Here is a 22,842-nt window from a genome sequence, read left to right as displayed (position 1 = left end):
GGCGCACTCCGCCCCTCATACCGGCGCTGCGCCTGTGGCCAGCGCACTCCCCTCCCCCTGCCAGGAGGAGGGTCAGGGAGGGGGTCACCCCGCCCCGATCGGAGCGACCAGATGACCGACAAACCCAAGGGCCCCGCCTCCTACTTCCCCTCGATCGAGGCGAAATATGGCCAGCCGATCGAGCACTGGCTGCAGATGGTCCGCGACCGCCTGACGGCAGATCCGGGCCTCAAGCACATGGAAATCGTGGCCTACCTCAAAACCGAACACGGCCTCGGACACGGCCATGCCAACGCAATCGTCGCCCATGAACTGGCGACGCTGAAGAAAGCGCAGGGCTGAGCCATGGGCACGCGCCTCACCACCCCACGCAACCGTCCCCTCTCCCCCCGCCGGAGAGGGCCAGGGAGAGAGGCATTGCCCTCGACCACGCCGCACACCCTTCGGAGATCCTGACATGAAAGACTTCATCCTCCCCCCGAAGGACTGGGACATGGGCACCCCCCTGCCCAAATCCGACACCACCGTCTCGCTCAAGATCGACGGCTTCGACGTCACCGTGCCGACCGGCACCTCGGTCATGCGCGCCGCGATGGAGGCCGGGATCAAGATCCCCAAGCTCTGCGCCACCGACTCGGTCGAGGCCTTCGGCTCCTGCCGCCTCTGCCTCGTCGAAATCGAAGGCCGTCGCGGCACCCCCGCCTCCTGCACCACGCCCGTGACCGACGGGATGGAGGTCCGCACCCAGTCCGACAAGCTGCACAAGCTCCGCAAGGGCGTGATGGAGCTCTATATCTCCGACCACCCGCTCGACTGCCTGACCTGCGCCGCCAACGGAAACTGCGAGCTTCAGGACATGGCCGGCATGACCGGCCTGCGCGACATGCGTTATGCCAAGGGCGACAACCACTACGCCCCCACCTCCGGCACGCTGTCGGTCAACGACCTCCGCGCCCGCACCCCCGACGGCGCGACCAACGCCCGCTACATCCCGAAGGACGACAGCAACCCCTACTTCACCTACGACCCGGCGAAATGCATCGTCTGCTCGCGCTGCGTCCGCGCCTGCGAAGAGGTTCAGGGCACCTTCGCCCTGACCATCGAAGGCCGGGGCTTCGACAGCCGCGTCTCCTTCGGCGCGAAGACCGACGATGCGCTCAGCTCTGACTGCGTCTCCTGCGGCGCCTGTGTGCAGGCCTGCCCGACCGCGACGCTTCAGGAAAAGTCCGTCGCCGAGATGGGCACCCCCGACCGGTCCGTCGTCACCACCTGCGCCTATTGCGGCGTCGGCTGTTCCTTCAAGGCCGAACTCAACGGCGACAAACTGGTGCGCATGACGCCTTACAAGCACGGCAAGGCCAACCGTGGCCACAGCTGCGTCAAGGGCCGCTTCGCCTATGGCTATGCCGAACACCCCGACCGGATCCTGAACCCGATGATCCGCGACAGCATCGACGAGCCGTGGCGCGAGGTCTCGTGGGACGAAGCCATGACCTTCACGGCGCAACGCCTGACCAAGATCCGCGAGACCTACGGCCGAAAATCCCTCGGCGTCATCACGTCGTCGCGCTGCACGAACGAGGAAACCTACCTCGTCCAGAAACTCACCCGCGCGGTGTTCATGAACAACAACACCGACACCTGCGCCCGCGTCTGCCACTCGCCCACGGGCTATGGCCTCGGCCAGACCTTCGGCACCTCCGCCGGCACGCAGGACTTCGACTCGGTCGAGGACACCGATATCGCCATCGTCATCGGGGCCAACCCGACCGACGGCCACCCGGTCTTCGCCTCGCGCCTGCGCAAGCGCCTGCGGCAGGGCGCCAAGCTGATCGTCATCGACCCGCGCCGGATCGACCTGCTGGCCACGCCGCACATGGGCGACAAGTGGCACCTGCCGCTGCGCCCCGGCACCAACGTCGCTGTCGTCTCGGCGCTGGCCCACGTGATCGTCACCGAAGGCCTCGCCGACGAAGACTTCATCAAGACCCGCTGCGACTGGGACGAATACTCGGACTACGCCGCCTTCATCTCTGACCCGCGCCATTCGCCCGAGGCGACCGAGCTGCTGACCGGCGTGCCCTCCGCCACCCTGCGCGAGGCCGCCCGCGCCTTCGCCACCGGCGGCAACGGTGCCATCTACTACGGCCTTGGCGTGACCGAACACTCCCAGGGCTCGACCACCGTCATGGGCATCGCCAACCTCGCCATGCTGACCGGCAACATCGGTCGGCGCGGCGTCGGCGTGAACCCGCTGCGCGGCCAGAACAACGTGCAGGGCTCTTGCGACATGGGCAGCTTCCCCCACGAGCTTCCCGGCTATCGCCATGTCAAAGACCCCGAGGTCCGCGCGATCTTCCAAAAGGCCTGGGGTGTGGAGATTGACCCCGAACCCGGCCTGCGCATCCCCAACATGCTCGACGCCGCTGTCGAGGGCACGTTCAAGGCCCTCTACTGCCAGGGTGAGGACATCCTCCAGTCCGATCCCGACACCAAACACGTCGCCGCCGGCCTTGCCGCGATGGAATGCGTCATCGTCCACGACCTCTTCCTGAACGAGACCGCGAACTACGCCCACGTCTTCCTCCCCGGCTCCTCCTTCCTCGAAAAGGAGGGCACCTTCACCAATGCCGAACGCCGCATCAACCGCGTCCGCGAGGTGATGAAACCGAAGAACGGCTATGCGGATTGGGAGGTCACCCAGCTTCTCGCCAATGCCCTGGGCGCCGGGTGGCACTACACCCATCCCGCTCAGATCATGGAGGAAATCGCGGCCACCACCCCCGGCTTTGCCAATGTGACCTATGACTTCCTCGAAGAACGCGGATCGGTGCAGTGGCCCTGCAACGACGCCGCGCCCGAGGGCACGCCGCTGATGCATGTCGACGGCTTCGTGCGTGGCAAGGGCCGCTTCATCGTGACCGAATACGTGGCCACCGATGAGAAGACCGGCCCCCGTTTCCCGCTGCTGCTGACCACCGGCCGCATCCTGTCGCAGTACAACGTCGGCGCCCAGACCCGCCGCACCGACAACAACGTCTGGCACGATCAGGACCTGCTGGAAATCCACCCCCATGACGCCGAAAACCGTGGCATCCGCGAAGGCGACTGGATCCGCCTCGCCTCCCGCTCGGGCGAGACGACCCTGCGGGCGACCATCACCGACCGCGTCTCCCCCGGCGTCGTCTACACGACCTTCCACCACCCCGACACACAGGCCAACGTGGTCACCACCGACTTCTCGGACTGGGCCACCAACTGCCCGGAATACAAGGTGACCGCGGTGCAGGTCGCGCCCTCCAACGGGCCGTCGGACTGGCAGGAAGACTACGCCGCCCAGGCCGAACAGTCGCGCCGCATCCTGCCGGCGGCGGAATGACATCGGCCCGGCGCACGGCCCTCAGGATCGGAAACGGCCCCGCCGTCTCCGCCCCCCGTGCGCTGGCCGAGGAAACGCCGGTGGCGCTCACCTACAACGGCTCCACACAGGCCGTAATGATGGCCACCCCTGCCGATCTCGAGGACTTTGCCCTGGGCTTTTCGCTCACCGAAGGCATCATCACCGACCCCGCCCAGATCACCGAACTGACGGTCGAGCCGCACGGCGACGGGATCGAGCTGCGCATGTGGCTGGCGCAGGACCGGGCCGAGGCACTGGCCACCCGCCGCCGCGCCATGGCGGGCCCCGTGGGCTGCGGTCTCTGCGGCATCGACAGCCTTGACCAGGCCATGCGCGCCCTGCCCCGCGTGACCGCCCGGCCTGACCTTGACCTGCAGCGGATCCTCACCGCAACGGACACCCTGCGCGCGGCGCAACCCCTGCATGATGAAACCCGCGCGGTGCATGCGGCGGGATTCCTGACGCGCGACGGCCTGACCCTCGCCCGCGAAGACGTCGGGCGGCACAATGCCCTCGACAAGGTCATCGGCGCGTTGGCCCGCCAGGGTCGAAACCCTGCCACGGGCGCCTTCGTCATGACCTCTCGCATCTCGATCGAACTGGTGCAGAAGTGCGCGCTGGCGGGCTGCGGCATGCTGATCGCCGTCTCCGCCCCGACCGCCCGCGCCGTGGCCATGGCTGAATCGGCGGGCATCACGATCACCGCGCTTGCGAAGAACGGCACCGCCCAGGTCTTCACCCACCCCGACCGCATCCCCGGCCTGACGACAGGAGCCGACCATGTCGCCTGAAAAGATGACCACCATGGCGAACCAGATCGCCACCTTCTTCGCCTCCCAGCCCGGCACGGACCAGGCGGAACGTGTGGCGGCCCATATCAACGATTTCTGGGATCCCCGGATGCGCCGCCAGCTGCTGGACCACCTGGAGGCCGGGGGCGCGGGCCTGTCGGACCTGGCGATCGCCGCCCATCCCCATATCAGGGTGCCTGCGGAAACCGCGTGATGCCTCCGGCGGGAGTATTTCCGGCAAGATGAAAGGGACGCCTGTCCCTTCTTCTGGTCCCAAATACCTCGGGGAGCGCGAGGGGCAGCGCCCCTCGGTCCGGACCTATCCGATCCGCACCAGGTGATTGTCCCAGGCGCGCGGCGCCAGTGTCAGCGGCGTCATCCCGTCCGCGCCCAGCCGCATCACGCCGCCCAGGCCATCGGTCGCGATCATCCCGTGCCCGCGGGCCGCCAGGCCGCAGACGTCCGTCCGGTGCAACGTTTCCTTGAACGCGCCGTCGAGACCAAACAGATGCGCCCGCCCGCCCCGGGGCGAGGTGATGCCGACCTGCCCACCGGAAAGGGCGACAGACCCGGCATAGCCCTCCATCGCCAACTGTTCGGCAAGATCGGCCTGGCACAGAACCGGGGCGCCACCGCGACGGTGCAGGCCCAGAAGCGGCGCGGGATCGGGCAGATCGCCCTGCCACTGCATGGCGAAGGCGAGGGTGTCGCCGTCCGTTGCAAGGTGACGGATCGAACACTGGTGCAGGTCCAGCTGCAGCTCGACCCGCTCGGTCACGCCCTGCATCGTCGCATAGGCGAGGTTGGGGCGCATGGTGTCGAGGTTCAGCTTCTCCCGTCCATGGTCGGGATGGGTGAGGATGCCGCCGTTCGCCACCGCCAGCACATCGCCGGGCAGCGCCAGGATTTCGTGCGGGCCGATGCCGCCCGAGGGGATGCTGCCGATGCGCCGATAGCCCTCGGAGCGTGACCAGAAGCCGATCCGCCCTTCGCCGCTGTCGATGTGGTTTTCGGTGGTGCACAACACCGCGCCCCCGTCGAGAAACGCGCCGTGACCGTAGAAGTGGTGGCCCTCCGGCGCCTCGAGCCGGTGTGCCAGCGTGCCGGACGCGCAATCGATCACCAGCGCGAAGGTGCCGGGGCGACGGGCAAAGGCGACGGCCTCGGGGGCCGAGGGGTGCGCAGTGGCGGCATGGCCCCGGCCCGGCAGGGCGATGCGGAAGACATCCTGACCCGCCGCCGACAGGCCAAAAAGCGCATATTGCCCGTCCGGCTCTTTCGCCGCGGCCAGGTAGGCCGGGTCGCCCGCGTCGGCCCAGCTGAGCCGCGGCACCGCCGCCGAGGCGAGCAGGCTGGCCAGAAAGCCGCGTCGCGTCGTCATCTCAGTCCCCGTCCGCCGAATTGAAGCCAGACCCGACGCCCAGCTGCGTCCCGATCTCGGCCGAGACGGCGGTTTGCGCGGCGCGCACGCTTTGCTGCACGATCTCGACCTTCAGGCGGCCCGAGGGATCATCGACCATGGCAAAGACCGGATCCTGCAGATCCTGCGCCTGCGCACGGGCCTGGGCAAAGGCCGCATCCGTCACAGGGGTCGGCGCATCCGACAGCGCATCGGCCAGGTCGTTGAGCGCCGCCAGCGACTGTTCGAGGTTGCGCAGGGACCGCCCCGCGCGCCGCGCCTCGGCGCGTTCGGGCCGGGGCCGGTCGAAACTGCCAAGCGGACGGCCAAGCCGTTGATCCGCGTCGAATTCAAGCCCCGCCATCAGCGCGGTGTAAAGCCGTTGCGCTGCCTCTTTGTCGGACAGGTAGGCGGTGTTCCCGGCCTCTCCGGCTGTCAGCAGGCGCTGCGCGTAATCGGCCCAGTCGGCGTTGATCTCTCCGGCCATGCGCGACAGATCCTGCGCGATGGCTTGAACCAGCCGGCAGTCATAGCTGTCGCGGTCATAGCTGCCGTCCTCGGCATAAAGCAGGCGCTCCAGCGCGAAGAACCCCCGCCCGGCGACCGAGACCTCGGCAAAGCCCGCCGGGTCGTCGACCACTGGATCGGCATCGCGCAACAGGCCCGCCACGGTCGAGGCGACCATGCCCCGCTTGTCGGGCCAGAAGGCGATCGCCAGCGCCCGGCCGTCGGTCTCAAGCGGGCCGAAGCCAAGGTGGCTGATCCCCAGCCAGGCGTCCCAGGCATTATCGAAGGACGGGCGCACCGCCTGGGCCGTGCAATCGGCGGCGGCATTGACCGCAAGCGCGCGGGCCTGGATCGCGAAGGTTTCGACACGGGGCAGGATGTGGTCCTGCACGGCCTCTGGCACGCCTGCGGCAACGGGGCCGGCGACAGGAATAGCGGCGGTCAGGCACAGGGCGATGGCGAGGGAACGGATCATAGGCTCTCCAGATAGCGGATGAGGTCGGCGCGGTCGGACGGGTCGAGGGCGATGACATGGTCACGGGCGGCCTCTGCCTCCCCTCCATGCCAGAGCACGGCTTCCAGCAACGACCGCGCGCGGCCATCGTGCAGGTAATAGCTGTGCCCATTCACCTGCGGCGTCAAGCCGATGCCCCAGAGCGGCGGGGTCTTCCATTCCCGACCCGAGGCGCGGCCTTCGGGGCGGCGATCGGCCAGACCTTCGCCCATGTCATGCAGCAGCAGGTCGGTGAAGGGCCAGATCAGCTGAAAAGACTGTTCGGGCTGATCCTCAAGCCGGTTGGTCACGTATTTCGGTGTGTGGCAGGCGGTGCAGCCCGCCTCGTGAAAGACCCGCTTGCCGTTCAGCACCTCGGGCGTGTCGATGTCGCGCCGGGCCGGCACGCCAAGGTTGCGGGAATAGAAGGTGACAAGATCCAGCCCCACGGCGTCAATCTCGGTTCCACGGTCGTCGTCATCGCCGTGCGGGGCGGCGCGACAGGCGGCCTCGGCTTCTGTGCAATCGCCCCAGGGCGCGGGGAACAGCGGCGTGGAGATGCCGATGTCGCCCGCGAAGGCGGCGGCGGATTGTTCCCGCACCGTCGGCGCGCCCGCCTTCCAGCCGAACCGGCCCAGCATCGGGCGGTCATGTTCGAAGGACCAGACGATCTGCGGGCGGCCCGAGATCCCGTCGCCATCGGCATCGTCGGGATCGGCCTGCGCCAGGATGTCATCGGCCGCGATCGCTTCGAGAAGCCCCAGCCCGATCATCTGCGGCGCGACGCGCGGCGACAGCATCGCGCCCTCGGCCAGCGGGCCGTAGCCCAGATCGGCCGCCGCCCATGTCGGCTTGCGCAGGCTGGCGGTCCCGCCGTTCAGCGCGACCGGGATCTCTTCCCAGGTGACGTCCAGACGGTATTCCGCCGGATGGCCCGCCACGCCGAAATCCTGCATCTGCCCGCCATAGGTTGGATCGGGGCGCGTGCGGTCAGGCGTATCGCCCAACGACAACAGGAAGGCTTCGATCCGCGATACGTCCGAATCGCCATGGGCCGGGACCGACACGCGCAGGAACATCGATACCGCGTCGTCCTCGGGCCCCTCGGGCGGGTGGCCGCGACCGTCCTTCAGGTGGCACCGCTGGCAGGACCGCGCGTTGTAAAGTGGACCCAAACCATCGGAGGCCAGGGTCGATGACGGCGACGACACCCAGAGCTTCTTGAAAAGCCCGTTGCCCAGCTTGAAGTCCAGCTCCTTCTCGAAGGCCATGTTGGCCGAGAACTGCGAAAACGCATCCGCATCCGACCGCAGCCGTACCGTCGCCGCCCCGGCCGGGTTGCTTTCGAACCGCTCGGGCGCCGTGAAATCGGTGGTGGGTGCGGTCACGCCTGCGATGCGCGCGCGTTCGGCGTCGGTGCGCGGGATGACCGACAGGAAGGGCTGCGACAGGTCCCCCGCCCCGGTCGGCTCTGCCAGGGCCGCCGATCCCATGGCGATGATGCCGAGGGCAACGGCCGGTAACATTCCCGTCGCCGCAGGGCCCTTGCGCACGAATGTCCTTGAATTCTTCATCATACCTTATAGATACAGTCAGGATTTCGACAGGCCGGTGATAGCACCGCGCCTTGCCGAGGGAAAGCCCGACCATGATGCCACTCAGACTGCCCCATTCGCCAGACGCCGATCTGCCGCAGGTCGAAGCGGCCCCCTTCGGAGCCGAGGACATGAACTTCCTCAACCACCTGCGCATGGTGGCCCTGTCGTGTCGCGTCAAACCCCGGTCGAATATCTTCGAAGCCTGCGCGCTGATCGCGACCGATCCGCAAAGCACCCGCGACGCGCATGTCGAGGCGCTGATGCGGTCGCTGAGCGAGGCGATGAACCGCCGCCCGACCCTGCTGCGGACCGGATCGACCGAGGTGTCGTTCGACGAAGCCTGGTTGATCCGGCTTGCGAAATCGCTGGCCCACGGTGACAGCGACAGCGCGGCCTTCCTGCTGGCCTCGCGGGTCGTCCCTGCGCACCGCCGGAACATCCGCTTTCTGGTGGGCCGCATCTCTGACTGTTTCGCTCTAGTTTAGAATCTTTCTAAAAAGTCTTGCCAAAGGCTGCGCGGTGCATATGTTTATGTCAACGCCAGCCAGCCTGTGCCCGCATGGGCCGCCAGCCAGCCAGAATATTTGTCGCATCATCACAAGCGAGGTTCTGAACCATGTCCCAGACCGCAGTTGCCCTGTCCCCCGATGCCCGCGCCCAGATCGCGGACGCCCTGAACCAGTCCGTCGCGGAAACCGCCGTGACCACCATGATGGCCCAGAATTTCCACTGGAATGTCACCGGCATGGCCTTCGGGCCCCTGCATGACCTGTTCCAGAAGATCTACGAGGACCACTTTGTCGCGCAAGACGATCTGGCCGAACGCATCCGCCAGTTGGACGTCCCCGCCGAAGGTACCCTTGCGGGCATGCTGAAGCGGTCCAAGGTGTCCGAGCATGAAGGCAAGGCCACCGACAAGGAAATGATCAAGATGCTGCTCGACGCGCAGGAAACGCTGGCCTCGACCGTCGCTGGCGCGGGTGAGCTGGCCGCCGAACTGGGCGACACGCTGACCGAAGACCTGTGCATTGCACGCGGTCAGACGCACGAGAAATTCGCCTGGTTCCTGCGGGCACACCTGCAGTAATCCAAGGCATCAGCCGATGCGCGAAAGGCGGCCCCCGGGGCCGCCTTTTGTCGTTGATCGCATCGCCAGCTTGGTGCGGCGCGCACCGCCGCATGCCCGCTCAGCTGGCGATGTCGAAGACCTCGGCCACGGGTTTGACCTTCTTCTTGCGGCACTTCTTCAGATAGGCAGGGGCCCAGTGGGTGTACCGCCCCATGGCCTTCTGCTGCGCCACCAGCATCCCCACGAAAGCCGCCCGGAACCGGTCGGATTTCAGCGCCTTGTACATCTTCTTCTGATCCTTCGTCATCGAACAGCCGATGCAGTGCCCCTCGCGGCGGAACTTGCAGACGTCGATGCAGGGGCTGGGGGTCTTGGACATGGCCTGTGAACTCCTGGCGGGGTGGACTGCGGCAGAAACCAGATGTCCGGCCCCCTTGCAGGGACCGGACGCGGTAAGTGTCGATGTAGGTCGAAACCCTTACTGGAAAACGGCGTCGGGGTTGTCGAGGCTGTCGGAACCTTCGAACCCGATCTGGTCAAGGCCAAGCGTCGTCACCGCACGTTCGATCGACTTGGTCTGCCCGACAAGGCTGTCGACGGCCGACATGATCAGCGCCTCGCCACCCTTGTTGCCACGCTCGAGCATCTGATCGTAGGAGAACCCGCCTTCGGCGGCAGCCTTCAGCTGGCCCAGCTCGCCCATGGTGTGATCCAGCGCCGCGCGCAGTTCCGCGTCGACACCGGCATCCGCCTCGGCCACGAGGTCGGACAGGGAGGCACCGGTCACCACGGTGCCGTCGATCGCGACGTATTCACCATAATAGACGTTCCGGATTCCCAGCCCGTCGTAATAGTGGCTGTTGTGCGTATTGTCCGAAAAGCAGTCGTGCTCTTCCTCGGGATCGTTCAGCATGACGCCCAGCTTCATCCGTTCGCCCGCCTGTTCGCCGTAGGACAGCGATCCCATGCCGGTCAGCATCGCCGACACACCCGCATCGGGGTTGTCCAGCAGTGTCGTGCGCGCCACGCCTTCGGCGCCCCACTGCGACGCCATCCATTCCAGGTCCGAGATCAGCAGGTCGGTCGCCGCCACCAGGTAGGCGCCGCGACGGTCGCAGTTGCCGTTCGTGCAGTCGTCACCGGCCGCGTAGTCGGTGAAGGGACGGTCCCCTGCCCCATGCGCGGTGCCGTTCAGATCCTGCCCCCACAGCAGGAATTCGATGGCGTGGTACCCGGTCGCCACGTTCGCCTCGACCTCGTCGGCCTCGTGCAGGGTCTCGGCCAGCAGCTCGGGCGTGATCTCGGTCGCGTCGACCTCTTCACCCGACAGGGTGAAGGTCGGGTTGGCCACGACGTTCAGGACGGCATACTGGTTTTCATCCGTCACGCCGCCGTAGTCCGCATCGACATAATCGATCAGGCCTTCGTCCAGCGGCCAGGCGTTCACCTTGCCTTCCCAGTCGTCGACGATGGCATTGCCGAACCGGAAGACCTCGGTCTGCTGATAGGGCACGCGGGCGGCGATCCAGGCGGTGCGCGCAGCCGCCAGCGTTTCGGCCGAGGGACCGGCGATCAGCGCATCGACCGCCGCCTTCAGCGCCTTGGCCGAGGTCAGGCTGTCGGAATAGCCCGCCTGCGCGATATCCGCATAGGTGTTCAGCACATCGGTCTTTTCCACCGCCAGCGCCGGCAGGGCACAGAGGGCAAAAATCGCGGTGGAGGTCATCAGTCTTGGCATGAAGCTATCCTGTCCTTTGGTCTTCAATTGAGCATCCGGCGCGGCACCGGGGCCGCACGCATGAGATCCAGACCAACGGTCTGGGCAAGGGAAACCGCCAGCGGCGCCGCATCGGCCCGCATCATCAGGCAGGCGATCATCAGCGCCTCTTCCCGGTCCGTCGCCGCCTGCGAACAGAACAGCGCAAAGACCGCCTCGTCCGCGCCGACGCAGCTGCAGTCGACCGAATGGCGCACCAGAGGGCGGCGGGAATGATGGAAGATCAGCGACAGAAGATCGGTGAACCGGGCAAAGACCGCATGGGCACGATCCGGCCCGTATTTGCGCTCAAGCTCGCTCCGCAGCGCAGCCTGACCGTCATCGCCGTCGCACCACAGGCGCAGCGCGCGGACCCACCAGGCCTCGGCCTGCGGCAGATGCGCCAGCTTGCCCACGGCCGAAGCGCCACGATCAACGTGCATGACGGGGACCTTTCGGGCGCAGCGCCACGGGGGCGGAGTGGGATGGGCAAAGCGGCATTGACGATTCCTCTTGCCGCATACCTGACAGTTTTGCTTTCACCCGTCAATTCCGACTTTTTCACTCAGACAATATTCCGGCCGGAATCCTGCGGCCTGAACCGTTGATTTCACGGGGCCCGGTGGTACAACCACCCGGATCTGGAAAGGGAGGATCCGGCATGAGCGGCAACGAGGTTCTGATCGCGGGCGGCGGCATCGGCGGGCTGTCCCTGGCCCTGACGCTGCACCAGATCGGCGTGCCCTGCCGGGTCTTCGAGACGGTCGAACAGATCCGCCCCCTTGGCGTCGGCATCAACCTGCAACCCAATGCGGTGCGCGAACTTTATGACCTGGGCTTCACGCAGGCCGACCTGGATCGGATCGGCCTGCCGGTGCGCGAATGGGCGCTGCTGGGTCTGCGCGGGCAAGAGGCCTACGCCGAACCGCGCGGGCTTGAGGCCGGCTACAACTGGCCGCAATATGCCGTCCACCGGGGCGAATTACAGATGTTGCTTCTGGAAAAGGTGCACGAGCGTCTGGGCCCCGACGCCGTGGTGCTGGGCGCCCGGGTCGAGGGCTATGACCAGACCAAGGATGGCGTCACAGCCCGCATCCGCCACGCCGATGGCCGCGACGAGACGGTCGCGGGCCGCCTGCTGATCGCCTGCGACGGGCTTCATTCCGCCGTGCGCGCGCAGATGTACCCCGACCAGCCGCCGATCCAGTGGGGCGGCGCGGTGATGTGGCGTGGCACGACGCGGACGCGCGCCCTGCGGTCGGGATCGTCTTTCATCGGGCTTGGCACCTCGCGCCATCGCATGGTGCTGTATCCGATCAGCGCGCCGGACGCCGATGGCATGGTCACGATGAACTGGATCGCCGAGGTCACCATCGACAACACCGGCGGCTGGCGGTCGGGTGACTGGAACCGCAAGGTCGACCACGCCGACTTCGTGCATCACTTCGAAGGGTGGGAATTCGACTGGCTCGACGTCCCTGCCCTGCTGAATGCCACGTCGGACGTCTGGGAATACCCGATGATCGACCGCGACCCGGTGCCCAGCTGGCAGGACGGGCGCGTGGCGCTACTGGGCGACGCGGCGCATGTGATGTACCCCACGGGATCCAACGGCGCGAGCCAGGCGGTGATCGACGGCCGGGTGCTTGGCGCGAAGATGATCGACCATGGCGTGACGCCCGACGCCATCGCCGCCTATGACGCGGAGCTCTGCGACAAGGTCTCGGCCCTTGTGCTGCGCAACCGGGGCGCGGGGCCCTTCGCCCTGCTGAACGTCATCGACGACCGCTGCGGCGGCCAGTTCGACCGGATCGACGACGTGGTCCCGCCCGAAGAGCGGGACGAGATCATGGGCGCCTACAAGAAGGCCGCCGGGTTCGCGATCCAGACGCTGAACGCCGCCGGTCCGACGATCGCACCCGGCGCGACGGTGTCCGAGACGGCCTGAGCGCCGCCTCGCACCCTTTCGCCGGGTCGCGGGTCAGCCCCGCGCCCGCGCCTCGGCATAGGCCATGTACTGGTCAAAGCTCTCGGGGTTGCCCATGCTGTCGCGGTTCACGACCTTGGCCGGGTCATGGCCCAGCAGCAGCTTTTTCACCGGCACTTCCAGCTTCTTGCCTGACAATGTGCGCGGCACCGCCGTCACCTCGACGATCTCGTCGGGCAGGAACCGGGCCGACACGGCCTCGCGGATGGCGAGCTTGACCTTGTCGCGCAGCGCGTCGGTCAGCCCGCCCTCCTTCGGCTGCACGAAGAGCACCATGAAGCTGTCGCGACCCAGGAATTCAAGGTCGATCACCAGGCTGTCCAGAACCTCGTCCAGGCCTTCGACGGCGCGGTAGATCTCGGACGAGCCAAGGCGCAGGCCGCGCCGGTTGATCGTGGCATCCGACCGGCCATAGATCACCGACCCGCCCTCGGGGGTGAATTCGATCCAGTCGCCATGCCGCCAGATGCCGGGATAGGTGTCGAAATAGCTCTCAAACAGGCGCGTGCCGTCGTCGTCGCCCCAGAAATAGAGCGGCATCGAGGGCAGCGGTTCGGTGCAGACCAGTTCGCCCACCTCGCCGATCAGTTCCTGCCCGTCCTCGCTGTAGGCGCGCACGGCATTGCCAAGCGCACGGCACTGCATCTCGCCCGCGCGCACGGGCATCCCCGGATGGCCCAGCACGAAGGCGCCGGCCAGGTCGGTGCCGCCGGAAATGGGCGCCAGCCAGATGTCGGACTTCACCTCGGAATAGATCCAGTCATAGCCTTCCTGGCTTAGCGGCGACCCGGTAGAGCCGAGCGAGCGCAGCGCCGAGAAATCGAGTTCGGCCCCCGGTTTGATCCCGGCCTTCTGGCAGGCCTGGAAGAACGCCGCGCCTGCACCGAAGTAGGTCAGCCGTTCACGCGCGACCAGCCGCCAGACGTCCAGCATGTCGGGATGGTTCGGCGCGCCGTCATGCAGCGCCAGCATCGCCCCCTGCGCCAGCGCGTTCAGCTGCGAATTCCACATGATCCAGCCCGAGGAGGTCAGCCAGCAGAACCGATCATCGGGCCCGACGTCCTGATGCAGCGCCTGCTTGGCCCCCTCGATCAGCACGCCGCCGTGGCCATGCACGATCGGCTTGGGGTTGCCCGTCGTGCCCGAGGAATAGACCACCCAGACGGGATGCGAGAAATCGACCATCCGCACCTGCGAGGGTTGCGGTTGCGCCATCGCGTCAGACCAGAGCGTCCAGCCCGCGCCGTCGCCCACCACCGGCACGAGGATCTTGTGGTCCAGTGTCGGCAGTTCCGCCGCCAGCCCCGTCAGGATGTCCCGTTTGTCATAGGTCTTGCCACCATGGACATAGCCGTCCTGCGCGATCAGCACCTTGGGTTCAATCTGCCGGAACCGGTCAAGGATCGCGGTATGGCCCATGTCGGGCGCACAGAGTGACCAGATCGCCCCCAGCCCCGCCACGGCGAGGAAAGAGATCATCGCGTCGGGCGTGTTGGGCAGTACCGCGACCACGCGGTCGCCTTCGCCCACGCCCATCTCGCGCAGCTTGGCCTGAAGCGAACCGACCTTCGCGTCCAGCTCGGCCCAGCTCAGCTCGATCTGGCCGAAGGTTTCCGACTGGCAGCTGATCGCCTGCGCGTCGCCCTTGGCCGCGACATGGCCAAGGATCGCGGCGGCCATGTTGGTCCTGGCGCCCGGGAACCAGTCGGCGCCGGGCATCTTGCGTTCGGGCAGCACCTCGGTCCAGCCGCTGACGGGCAGGTCGCAATAGGCGATGATCGCGGTCCAGAACCCGTCGAGGTCGCTGACCGACCATTCCCACATCTCGTGATAACTGGCGAAGCTCAGGCCCCGGTTGTCGTTGAGCCAGCGTTCGAAGCCGGCCAGCCGGGTGGCGGCGGCGCGCTCCGGGCTTGGGGTCCACAGGATGGGTCTGTCGTCGGGCATCTGGTCTCCTCCCCTGAAGCGCGTGACTGGCGAATTCGTGACAGATCTCGCCGGAATGTAAATGGCTTAGGCGATCTGCGCCCTGTCCAGGATCGCACCCTCGGCGCGCAGGCGATCGCGCACCGCACCCGGATCGAGGGCCCCGCGCGCGACCAGTGCCGCGGCGATCCCCGCCGCCTGCCCTGTCGCCATGGCCGTGCCCATCACCCGGATCGCCGCGCCGCCCTTGCGGTCGCCATCGGCCAGACGTCCGGCACAGAAGAGGTTCAGCGTGTCGACCGAATGCAGGCAGGACAGCGGGATCTCGTAGGCGCCCTTGTCCGGCGGATAGTCGAACGAGGACGCGAAGCTGTCGCGGTCATGCCATTCCGCGCCCCAGGCCCCCAGGGCAATCGTATCGTCATACCTCTGCCGGGCCTCGATCTCGGCCCAGCTCAGCTGATGGCGGCAATTCAGGTGGCGGCTTTCGCGCGTTCCGATCTCGGGCCCCGTCGAGACCAGATAGGCACGCTCGCACCCCGGGATGCCCCGGATCGCGTCCAGATACCCCCAGGCCTGCCGACGCGCGCCGATTTCGGCCCGGCTCAGGCTGGCCGCATCGCGCGGGTCATAGTCGACCGACGCGAGGTAGAGCACCATGTCGCCCGACCCCGGCAGCCGCACGATCACGCATTTTTCCTTGGTCAGCTCGGACACCCGCCCCTCGGCCTTGGCCCGCGCGTTATAGGCCGTCACGACCTCGACCAGCTGATCCGCCGTCACGGTGACATCCGAAGGAATGCCACCGAACCGCGTGCCAAGCGTGCCAAGGTTCACGCCATCGGGATTGCCATACCGGGTCGACGCGCCACCCAGATGCGCCAGATCGCCGTCGCCGGTGCAATCGACGAAGGCATCGGCCTGCGCCGCATGTGTGCCGCCGTGATCGCTCCAAGCGACTTGGCTGATCCGGTCGCCATCGCGCGTGGCCCCGGTCAGCGTCGCGCCGAAGCGCACGTCCACCCCGGCCTCGACCACCATCCGGTCCAGCACCAGTTTCAGCGCCTCGGGCTCGAACACCGAGAACACACCGCGAAACCGTTGCGGCGGGGTGATCGCGTTGCGCGCGACCAAGGCCTGCACGACCTCGGCCCCGAAGCCGCCGACCACCATCCGCGCCTCATCGCCCAGGGTATACAGCCCGCACAGCGTCAGAACGTTGCGCACGGCCGCAGCGCCGCCCAGACAGCCGTGCCGTTCCAGCAGCAGCACCTTTGCCCCTTCGCGCGCAGCCCCCACAGCCGCAGCAACGCCGGCGGTTCCGCCCCCGGCCACGATCACATCATGGGTCATGTCCGCCACCCCAGCACACGTCGTTCGATCAATCCGATCAACGCCGAGACGACGACGCCCAGCACCGACAGGATCACCACGCCCGCGAACAGCCGTTCAAGGTCATACAGCGACCCGGCCTGCAGGATATAGGCCCCGATGCCGTATTCCGCGCCCAGCATTTCCGCCGCCACCAGCAGGATGATCGCGATGGCCAGCGAAATCCGCAGCCCCGACAGGATCCCCGGCATGGCCCCCGGCAACACGATCTTGCGCACGATTGACCACCACGACAGGCCGAAGGACTGGCCCATGCGGATCAGCGTCCGGTCCACGTTGTCGACCGCGCCATAGGTCGCGACCACCGTGGGCGTGAAGGTGCCAAAGGCGATCAGCGCGTATTTCGAGCCCTCGCCGATGCCGAACCAGATGACGAAGAGCGGCAGCAGTGCGATCTTGGGGATCGGGAACAGCGCCGCCACCAGCGGCACGGCCCCCGCCCGGACGTAGGAGAAAAGCCCGATCAGCACACCGACGCTGACGCCCACGGTCACGCCGAACAGCGCCCCCACGAAGAGCCGCGCCAGCGACGGCCCGAGGTGCTTGAACAGCATGCCGGATTGGTAAAGCTCTCCGAAAGTGGCCAGCACGTCCGACGGTTTCGGCAGCGTCAGGGCCGAAATCCACCCCGCCCGCGTGCCCCATTCCGCGATCAGGATCAGCACGACGAAGACGACGAACCCGACCCATCTGTGCGGGCGCGGGGCAAAGCCGCCGCCACGGAACGCGACGGGCTTGGCGGCGGTGGCGGGCGCCGTTGCGCCAGAGAGTGTGGCGTCAGACATTGATCAGCTCCGCATCCGCAGCCCGCGCCTCGTCGCGCATCAGCTGCCAGAGGTATTTCTGTTTCTCGTCCAGATCGGGATCGCCGAACTGCCGCTGATCCAACGGCTTGTCGATCGTCACGACCTCCTGGATGCGGCCCGGGCGGCGCGACAGCACGACGATCTGGTGGCCCAGGCGGACCGCTTCGTTCAGGTTGTGGGTGACATAGACGGCGGTGAACGGCTGGCGCGACCAGAGCGAGATCAGGTCGTCCATCAACAGCTCCCGCGTCTGGCTGTCGAGCGCCGAAAGCGGTTCGTCCATCAGCATCACCGCCGGATTCACCGCCAGTGCCCGCGCGATGGCGACCCGCTGTTTCATGCCCCCCGACAGCTGCTTGGGCAGGGCCTTGGCGAAATCCGTGAGCTTGGTCCTCGCCAGCACGTCCCCGATGATCTCGCGCGCCCGCGCGCCCTTGATCCCGTGGTCTTCGAGAACGAGAGAGATGTTCCCCTCGACCGTCCGCCAGGGCAGCAGGGCGAAGTCCTGGAAGATATAGGTCAGCGGATTGAGGCACCCCTCGGGCGGCTCACCGATCTGGCTGATCCTCCCCTGCCCGGGCCGTTCCAGCCCGCCGATGAACCGCAGAAGCGTGGACTTGCCGCAGCCTGAAGGCCCGACGATGCAGACGATCCGGCCCGCCGGGATGTCCAGCGTGATGTCGTTCATCACCGCGACGCCGTCATAGCTGTGGGATATGCCGTCCAGTCTGATGTCCATGGGGTCTCGCTCGTATTGGAATTGAGGGCCGCGACCGTTCCGAGGGGGCGTGATAACGCCGCCGTCGAACCAAAGGTTCGCCAAAGACGGAACGGGGGCGGGTCGGCGCTGCCCGGCGCGAACGCCGGGCAGATCGCCGACCCGACCGTGATCGCAGGATCGGCTTACGACATCATCTCGACGTAGGAGGTATCCACCAGGTCCTCGATCGTCACGCCGCTGTCGACATAGCCACCGGCCTTGAACCACGCCAGCTGATCCTCGACCGAGGCCAGGTTCAGCTTGGCCCCTTCATTGATCCGCATGGTGCCGTTCACGATCGACGGTTTGGCCTTTTCGAAGGGACGGTCGTTGTAGACATACTGGTGGATCAGCTTGACCATCTCGTCCACACCGGCTTCGCCGCCCGCGTTGTCGATCATGGTTGAGTTGTAGTCGGTTACGCCCTTCGAGAACCCGGCCAGGAAGGCCTCGGTCTTGTCGCGCTGGTTCGCGGCATTGTCGGCCGAGGTGAAGACGGTCGTCGTCTGGTAATCCGGCAGGTAATCCTGCACCGCGCCGATGATGTGCACCGCGCCCGACCCGGCCAGCGGCTTGGCGATGTGCGGCACGATGTTCCAGGCGTCGATCTGGCCCGACTTGATCGCGCCGACAACCGCGCCGACCTTCTGCAAGGGTTTGAAGGCAAGGGAAATACCCTCGGCCTGGGCGATCTTGTCCCCGACGTAATGGAACGACGACCCGGTCTGGGTTACACCGTAAGCCTTGCCATCCAGCTTGGACGGATCGGTGATCCCGGCCTTGTAGGCCGCGTCAGAGGCCAGGATCTGCTGGCCGTCGATCCCCTCTTCCTCGATCAGCGCGCCGCCGATGACCTTGATCGCGCCCTTCTGCGCCAGGCTGATCAGCCCGCCCGAGATCGCGGTAACGGCATAGTCGATATCACCGCTTGCGATCGCCACGGCCATCGGCTGCGCAGCCTGGAAGAACTCCAGCTCCACATCGAGGCCCGCATCCGCGAAATAGCCGCGATCCTTCGCAACGAAGCTGCCGGAATGCGAGGTGAAGCGCAGCGCGCCCACCTTGATCTTGGTACCCTGCGCAATGGCCGGAGCGGCCAGCGCAGTGGCGGCAGCGGCGCCGCCCATGACAAGCGCCTGACGGCGGTTCAGTTTGATCATGATCTCCTCCCTCGGATCAGTGAAGGGGCGTCACGCCCCGGTCTTGAAATCTCCGGCGATATCCTGTGCCAGCAGGTCGATCGCCCGATCGGTGTCGCGGGTCAGCACGGCTTCAAGAAGCGCCGTCTGCCGGTCCCGCCGGGCCGTGAAATCCAGATGCCCCTCGCGCAGTTGCGCCAGCCGGAACCGGCGGCTCTGGTCGAAGAACTTTCGTTGCAGATCGATCAGGCGCGGCGATCCGCAGCCCGAGATCAGCGCGGCTGAGAAGTCACGGCAGGCCTCGTCCCATTCCAGCGCGGTCAGATCGTCGGGCGCCCCCGCAACGCGCGCCTCGGCCTTGCGCAGGGCATGCTGCGCCGCAATCACGCGCCCTTCCCAACCGGTATCGCCCTCGGCCATGGCCCGCGCCAGTCCGATCTTCTCGACCTCGGCCCGCACGAGACAGATGTCGCGCAGGTCGTCTTCGGTGGCCGAGGTCACCCGGAACCCGCGCTGCGCCGTCGCCTCGACCAGGCCCTCGGCGCTCAGCATCCGCAGGGTTTCGCGCATCGAATGGTTGGAGCCGCCATAGCGCTGCCGCAGCGCCTCGATCTTCAGCTTCTGGTCCGGCAACAGCGTGCCGAAGGAAATGTCGCGACGCAGCGCCGAGGCGAGCATCGCCACGACCGTATCATCCTCGCGTTCTGCACGTTTGAAGATCAACCCGGCCTCCCCAACCGAAATGTTGGATATTTCTGGAAGCGTTGGAGAGGATTGTCAAACCTCCGCCCCGCCGCATCGCGGCAAAAGGGGCTTTGCCCCTCGCCGCCTGCGGCGTTTCACCCCAGGATATTGAACCAGGGGAAGAGAGGACCGTCCCCCTGCTTCCTCTGGTGTCCATATCCTCGGGGGTGAATTGGCCAGCGGCCAAGAGGGGGCAGACAGCCCCCTGCGCCCGCTCTGTCGCGGTCGAACGGCGGACGGGTGGCGCGGACAGCCTCGACCGAGGCCATGATCGCGCGCAGCTGTGCCGCAAGGCCCGGCTCCGCGCCCTTGAACACGCCGTCCAGCGCTGCGGTGCCGATGGTGAACCCCGCCGCCCCGGCACTGCCCGCCGCCGCGATCCGGTCGCCGCTTTCGATCGAGCCTGCCACGATGACCGGCTTGCGTGCCGCCGCGCAGACGCGGGCGATCATCGGCGGCACGTCACCGTCGTACCGCCAGGCCAGAAGATCGAGGCCATGCACCCCCGCCATCCCTGCCAGCCGGGCGGCATCGGCCACGATATCCTCGACCGGGCCGTTCAGCACCGACGGGTGGCCCGTCACACGGCCCGGAAAGGGATAGTAGCGCAGACCCGATCCGGCGATCACCGGCAGCACATCTTCGGCATGGGTGCCGCCCAGCAGCACGTCGACACCGATGTCCACCGCCGCGCGGGCCGAGGCGATCTCGCTCTCCCGGTCTTCGCTGACGACCTCGAGATAGGAGGTCGCGCCGCCTGCCCGGATCAGCCCGTTCAGCGCACGCAACCGGTCGAAAGGCAGCCCGATGTCCTTGAAGCCGATGTGCCGGACGCCCAGCGCCTGGGCGACGGCAAGATGATCGGCCGCATCCGTCACGGTGCGGTCGTTGCGAGTCAGCATGAAGATGAAGTCCATGGGCCTCCGGTCCGGCTGGGTGGTCCCACCCTACCCCGCCGCGCCGCCGCGCCAAGCGGTTTCCGCCCTAAAGGTCCTTCATCAGCCGCAGCGCATCGTAGATCGCCGCATGGATGTTCCGGGCCGAGACCGCGTCGCCGATCCGGAACAGCTGGTATCGGCCTTCGGGGTTGGTGCGGATCCGCTGCGGGTGCCCGGCAATCAGATCGGCGTGATCCACCTCGCCGCGGTTGACCGACGCCTCGCGCAACTCGAAATACAGATCGTCCAGCGGGACGGTGCCGTAGTTCACCACGACATGGTCATAAGTCTTTTCCTCGACCAGGTCCGAGACGTCCGAGCCGATCCGCGCCACCAGGCGGTTGCCCGCGCGCGCGACGCCAAGCAGGCGACGCATCACGGTCATGCCGATCCGGCCCTGCAGCGCGCGCATGTAGGGCGTCAGGGTCATGGACATGATGTCGGGCGCGAAGGTGCGGTCGGGGGTCATCACCTCGACCTCCGCCCCGGTGGCCAGCGCCGCCTCGGCCGCCTGCAGCGCCGGGTGATCGCCGCTTTCGTCGTAGATCAGGACCGATCCTGTCAGCTTGGCATCGCCCGCGATCACGTCCCAGGCCGAGGTGACATGCGTGGCCTCGCCCTGTTGTTCCAGAAGTTCCAGGTTGGGCAGGCCGCCGGTCGCCACGATCACCATGTCCGGGTCAAGCGCGGTGACGTCACCGGCCTCGGCCCAGGTGTTGAAGTGGAAGCGGACATCGCGGGCGGCGCACTGTGCCATGCGCCAGTCGATGATCCCCTGCATCTCGCGCCGCCGGGGCGTGCGCGTGGCCAGCCGGACCTGGCCGCCTGGATCGCCTGCCGCCTCGAAAACGGTCACCTCGTGCCCGCGCATCGCCGCGACCCGCGCGGCCTCCAGCCCGCCGGGTCCAGCGCCAACGATGACCACCCGTTTCCGCTCCGCCGCCGGAGAGATCACATGCGGCATCGACTGTTCGCGGCCCGTCGCGGGGTTGTGGATGCACAGCGCCTCTCCCCCGCCGTAGATCCGGTCGAGGCAGTAGGTCGCGCCGACGCAGGGACGGATGTCACCCTCCTGCCCCGCCATGATCTTCTGCACGATATGCGGCTCGGCCATATGCGCGCGCGTCATGCCGACCATGTCGAGCTGACCGGAGGAGACGGCATAGCGCGCCGTCGCCACGTCCGGAATGCGGGCGGCGTGGAAGGTGGGCAGGCCGATCTCGCGCCGGACATCTCCGGCGAAGTCGAGATGCGGGGCCGAGGCCATGCCCTGTACCGGGATCACGTCTGTCAGCGCGGCGTCGGTGTGGATGCGGCCCCGGATCACGTTCAGGAAATCGACATGGCCGCTGTCGCGCAGCATCCGCGCGATCGCCATGCCGTCGTCGCGCGACAGCCCACCCTCCTGCGCCTCGTCCCCCACGAACCGCAGGCCGACGATGAAGTCGGGCCCGACGCGTTTTCGGATCGCCTCCAGCACGTCGAGCGAAAACCGCGCCCGGTTCTCCAGCGTGTCCATGCCATACGGCCCGGAAAGCCGGTTGTTCAGCGGCGTCCAGAAGGCATCCATCAGGTGGCCGTAGGCCTCAAGCTCGATCCCGTCCATGCCACCCGCCTGCATCCGTTCGGCCGCATCTGCATAGTCGCGGATGATCCGGGCGATGTCCCAGTCCTCAAGCACTTTGGGAAAGGCCTTGTGCGCGGGTTCACGGTGCATCCCCGGCGCGACGGAGGGCAGCCAGTCGCCCTTGTTCCACACCGTCCGGCGGCCCAGATGCGTCAGCTGGATCATCACCGCGCAGCCGTGATCGTGAAGCTCGTCCGTCAGCGCGCGGATCCAGGGCACCACCGCGTCATCGTAGGCGAGGATGTTGTTGAAGACCGGCGGGCTGTCGCGTGACACCACCGCCGACCCGGCGGTCATCGACAGCGCCACGCCCCCCTTGGCCCGTTCGACGTGATAGGCGCGGTAGCGGCCCTTGGGCATCCCGTCCTCCGGGTAGGCCGGTTCATGGCTGGTCGTCATGATCCGGTTGCGAAGGGTCAGGTGTTTCAGGTGATAGGGCTGAAGAAGCGGATCTTGGGACATGACACCTCGGGCGATATGTCCGTGATCGGGCCCGGCACACGCGGGATT

21 protein-coding genes are annotated in these 22,842 nt (G+C 67.1%); 7 read left to right on the top strand and 14 right to left on the bottom strand.

Going from position 1 to position 22,842, the window contains the following annotated elements:
• The first annotated feature begins 111 nt into the window (after positions 1-111).
• From E4S58_RS14385 to E4S58_RS14370, 4 genes are all read left to right on the top strand, one after another.
• Entirely contained in the window at positions 112-342 is a 231-nt protein-coding gene (locus E4S58_RS14385; RefSeq protein WP_136637148.1) for a DUF4287 domain-containing protein, read from the top strand.
• A gap of 115 nt (positions 343-457) precedes the next feature.
• A complete protein-coding gene (fdhF, locus tag E4S58_RS14380; protein ID WP_136637147.1) occupies positions 458-3,379 on the top strand; it encodes a formate dehydrogenase subunit alpha in 2,922 nt (973 codons plus the stop codon).
• Positions 3,376-4,191 carry a formate dehydrogenase accessory sulfurtransferase FdhD gene (gene fdhD / locus E4S58_RS14375; RefSeq protein WP_136637146.1) on the top strand — a complete coding sequence of 272 codons (816 nt, stop codon included), beginning with the start codon at positions 3,376-3,378 and terminating at the stop codon, positions 4,189-4,191. The genes fdhF and fdhD overlap by 4 nt, the downstream gene beginning before the upstream one ends.
• Positions 4,181-4,405: a formate dehydrogenase subunit delta gene (locus tag E4S58_RS14370; RefSeq protein ID WP_136637145.1), complete on the top strand. Its 225-nt coding sequence runs from the start codon at positions 4,181-4,183 to the stop codon at positions 4,403-4,405. Before fdhD ends, E4S58_RS14370 begins: the two co-directional genes overlap by 11 nt.
• A gap of 105 nt (positions 4,406-4,510) precedes the next feature.
• Here the strand turns inward: E4S58_RS14370 and E4S58_RS14365 are convergent, their stop codons facing one another.
• Genes E4S58_RS14365 through E4S58_RS14355 form a run of 3 tightly spaced genes read right to left on the bottom strand, consistent with a single transcriptional unit; the run spans position 4,511 to position 8,083 of the window.
• Positions 4,511-5,572 (bottom strand): DUF1513 domain-containing protein, encoded by a 1,062-nt coding sequence (locus E4S58_RS14365; protein WP_136637144.1) that lies wholly within the window; start codon positions 5,570-5,572, stop codon positions 4,511-4,513.
• A 1-nt stretch (position 5,573) separates the two neighbouring features.
• Entirely contained in the window at positions 5,574-6,572 is a 999-nt protein-coding gene (locus tag E4S58_RS14360) for an imelysin family protein (RefSeq protein ID WP_136637143.1), read from the bottom strand.
• Positions 6,569-8,083 (bottom strand): di-heme oxidoreductase family protein, encoded by a 1,515-nt coding sequence (locus tag E4S58_RS14355; RefSeq protein WP_240789589.1) that lies wholly within the window; start codon positions 8,081-8,083, stop codon positions 6,569-6,571. Before E4S58_RS14355 ends, E4S58_RS14360 begins: the two co-directional genes overlap by 4 nt.
• Positions 8,084-8,238: 155 nt before the next feature.
• On the opposite strand from E4S58_RS14355, the gene E4S58_RS14350 reads away from it, so the two are divergent.
• Together E4S58_RS14350 and E4S58_RS14345 are read left to right on the top strand one after the other, a co-directional pair.
• Positions 8,239-8,673 (top strand): hypothetical protein, encoded by a 435-nt coding sequence (locus E4S58_RS14350; RefSeq protein WP_136637141.1) that lies wholly within the window; start codon positions 8,239-8,241, stop codon positions 8,671-8,673.
• 131 nt (positions 8,674-8,804) lie between these two features.
• The gene (locus E4S58_RS14345; RefSeq protein WP_136637140.1) at positions 8,805-9,275 is read left to right on the top strand and encodes a Dps family protein; all 471 of its coding nucleotides are present in this window, start codon (positions 8,805-8,807) and stop codon (positions 9,273-9,275) included.
• Between the two features lie 100 nt (positions 9,276-9,375).
• Here E4S58_RS14345 and E4S58_RS14340 read toward each other — a convergent pair whose 3' ends face one another.
• The 3 genes from E4S58_RS14340 to E4S58_RS14330 all read right to left on the bottom strand — a co-directional run bounded on the left by E4S58_RS14340 (position 9,376) and on the right by E4S58_RS14330 (position 11,456).
• Positions 9,376-9,636 carry a DUF1289 domain-containing protein gene (locus tag E4S58_RS14340; RefSeq protein WP_136637139.1) on the bottom strand — a complete coding sequence of 87 codons (261 nt, stop codon included), beginning with the start codon at positions 9,634-9,636 and terminating at the stop codon, positions 9,376-9,378.
• 99 nt (positions 9,637-9,735) lie between these two features.
• Positions 9,736-10,995 carry an imelysin family protein gene (locus tag E4S58_RS14335; protein WP_136637138.1) on the bottom strand — a complete coding sequence of 420 codons (1,260 nt, stop codon included), beginning with the start codon at positions 10,993-10,995 and terminating at the stop codon, positions 9,736-9,738.
• Between the two features lie 23 nt (positions 10,996-11,018).
• The gene (locus tag E4S58_RS14330; protein ID WP_136637137.1) at positions 11,019-11,456 is read right to left on the bottom strand and encodes a hypothetical protein; all 438 of its coding nucleotides are present in this window, start codon (positions 11,454-11,456) and stop codon (positions 11,019-11,021) included.
• 218 nt (positions 11,457-11,674) lie between these two features.
• Between E4S58_RS14330 and E4S58_RS14325 the strand changes: the two genes are divergently transcribed.
• Complete coding sequence (locus tag E4S58_RS14325) at positions 11,675-12,961, top strand: flavin-dependent oxidoreductase (RefSeq protein WP_136637136.1); 1,287 nt, start codon at positions 11,675-11,677, stop codon at positions 12,959-12,961.
• 33 nt (positions 12,962-12,994) lie between these two features.
• Here the strand turns inward: E4S58_RS14325 and E4S58_RS14320 are convergent, their stop codons facing one another.
• The 8 genes from E4S58_RS14320 to E4S58_RS14285 form a co-directional block, all read right to left on the bottom strand.
• Positions 12,995-14,947 (bottom strand): acetoacetate--CoA ligase, encoded by a 1,953-nt coding sequence (locus tag E4S58_RS14320; protein WP_136637135.1) that lies wholly within the window; start codon positions 14,945-14,947, stop codon positions 12,995-12,997.
• A gap of 66 nt (positions 14,948-15,013) precedes the next feature.
• On the bottom strand, positions 15,014-16,279 hold the full coding sequence (locus E4S58_RS14315; protein ID WP_136637134.1) for an FAD-dependent oxidoreductase: 1,266 nt from the start codon (positions 16,277-16,279) through the stop codon (positions 15,014-15,016).
• Positions 16,276-17,103 carry an ABC transporter permease gene (locus tag E4S58_RS14310; protein ID WP_136637133.1) on the bottom strand — a complete coding sequence of 276 codons (828 nt, stop codon included), beginning with the start codon at positions 17,101-17,103 and terminating at the stop codon, positions 16,276-16,278. Before E4S58_RS14310 ends, E4S58_RS14315 begins: the two co-directional genes overlap by 4 nt.
• On the bottom strand, positions 17,096-17,863 hold the full coding sequence (locus E4S58_RS14305; protein WP_136637132.1) for an ABC transporter ATP-binding protein: 768 nt from the start codon (positions 17,861-17,863) through the stop codon (positions 17,096-17,098). Before E4S58_RS14305 ends, E4S58_RS14310 begins: the two co-directional genes overlap by 8 nt.
• A gap of 164 nt (positions 17,864-18,027) precedes the next feature.
• Positions 18,028-19,044: an ABC transporter substrate-binding protein gene (locus E4S58_RS14300; RefSeq protein WP_136637131.1), complete on the bottom strand. Its 1,017-nt coding sequence runs from the start codon at positions 19,042-19,044 to the stop codon at positions 18,028-18,030.
• A gap of 30 nt (positions 19,045-19,074) precedes the next feature.
• Entirely contained in the window at positions 19,075-19,746 is a 672-nt protein-coding gene (locus E4S58_RS14295) for a GntR family transcriptional regulator (protein ID WP_136637130.1), read from the bottom strand.
• Between the two features lie 116 nt (positions 19,747-19,862).
• Complete coding sequence (locus E4S58_RS14290; RefSeq protein WP_205965394.1) at positions 19,863-20,684, bottom strand: hypothetical protein; 822 nt, start codon at positions 20,682-20,684, stop codon at positions 19,863-19,865.
• Positions 20,685-20,751: 67 nt separating this feature from the next.
• Positions 20,752-22,794 (bottom strand): NADH:flavin oxidoreductase, encoded by a 2,043-nt coding sequence (locus E4S58_RS14285; protein ID WP_136637129.1) that lies wholly within the window; start codon positions 22,792-22,794, stop codon positions 20,752-20,754.
• Positions 22,795-22,842: the final 48 nt, after the last annotated feature.

Origin of the sequence: Pseudooceanicola onchidii, assembly GCF_004959925.1 — a bacterium.
Classification (GTDB): Bacteria; Pseudomonadota; Alphaproteobacteria; order Rhodobacterales; family Rhodobacteraceae; genus Pseudooceanicola; species Pseudooceanicola onchidii.
Note: the sequence above shows the minus strand (reverse complement) of the source record. Positions and strands in the feature narration are given on the sequence as shown.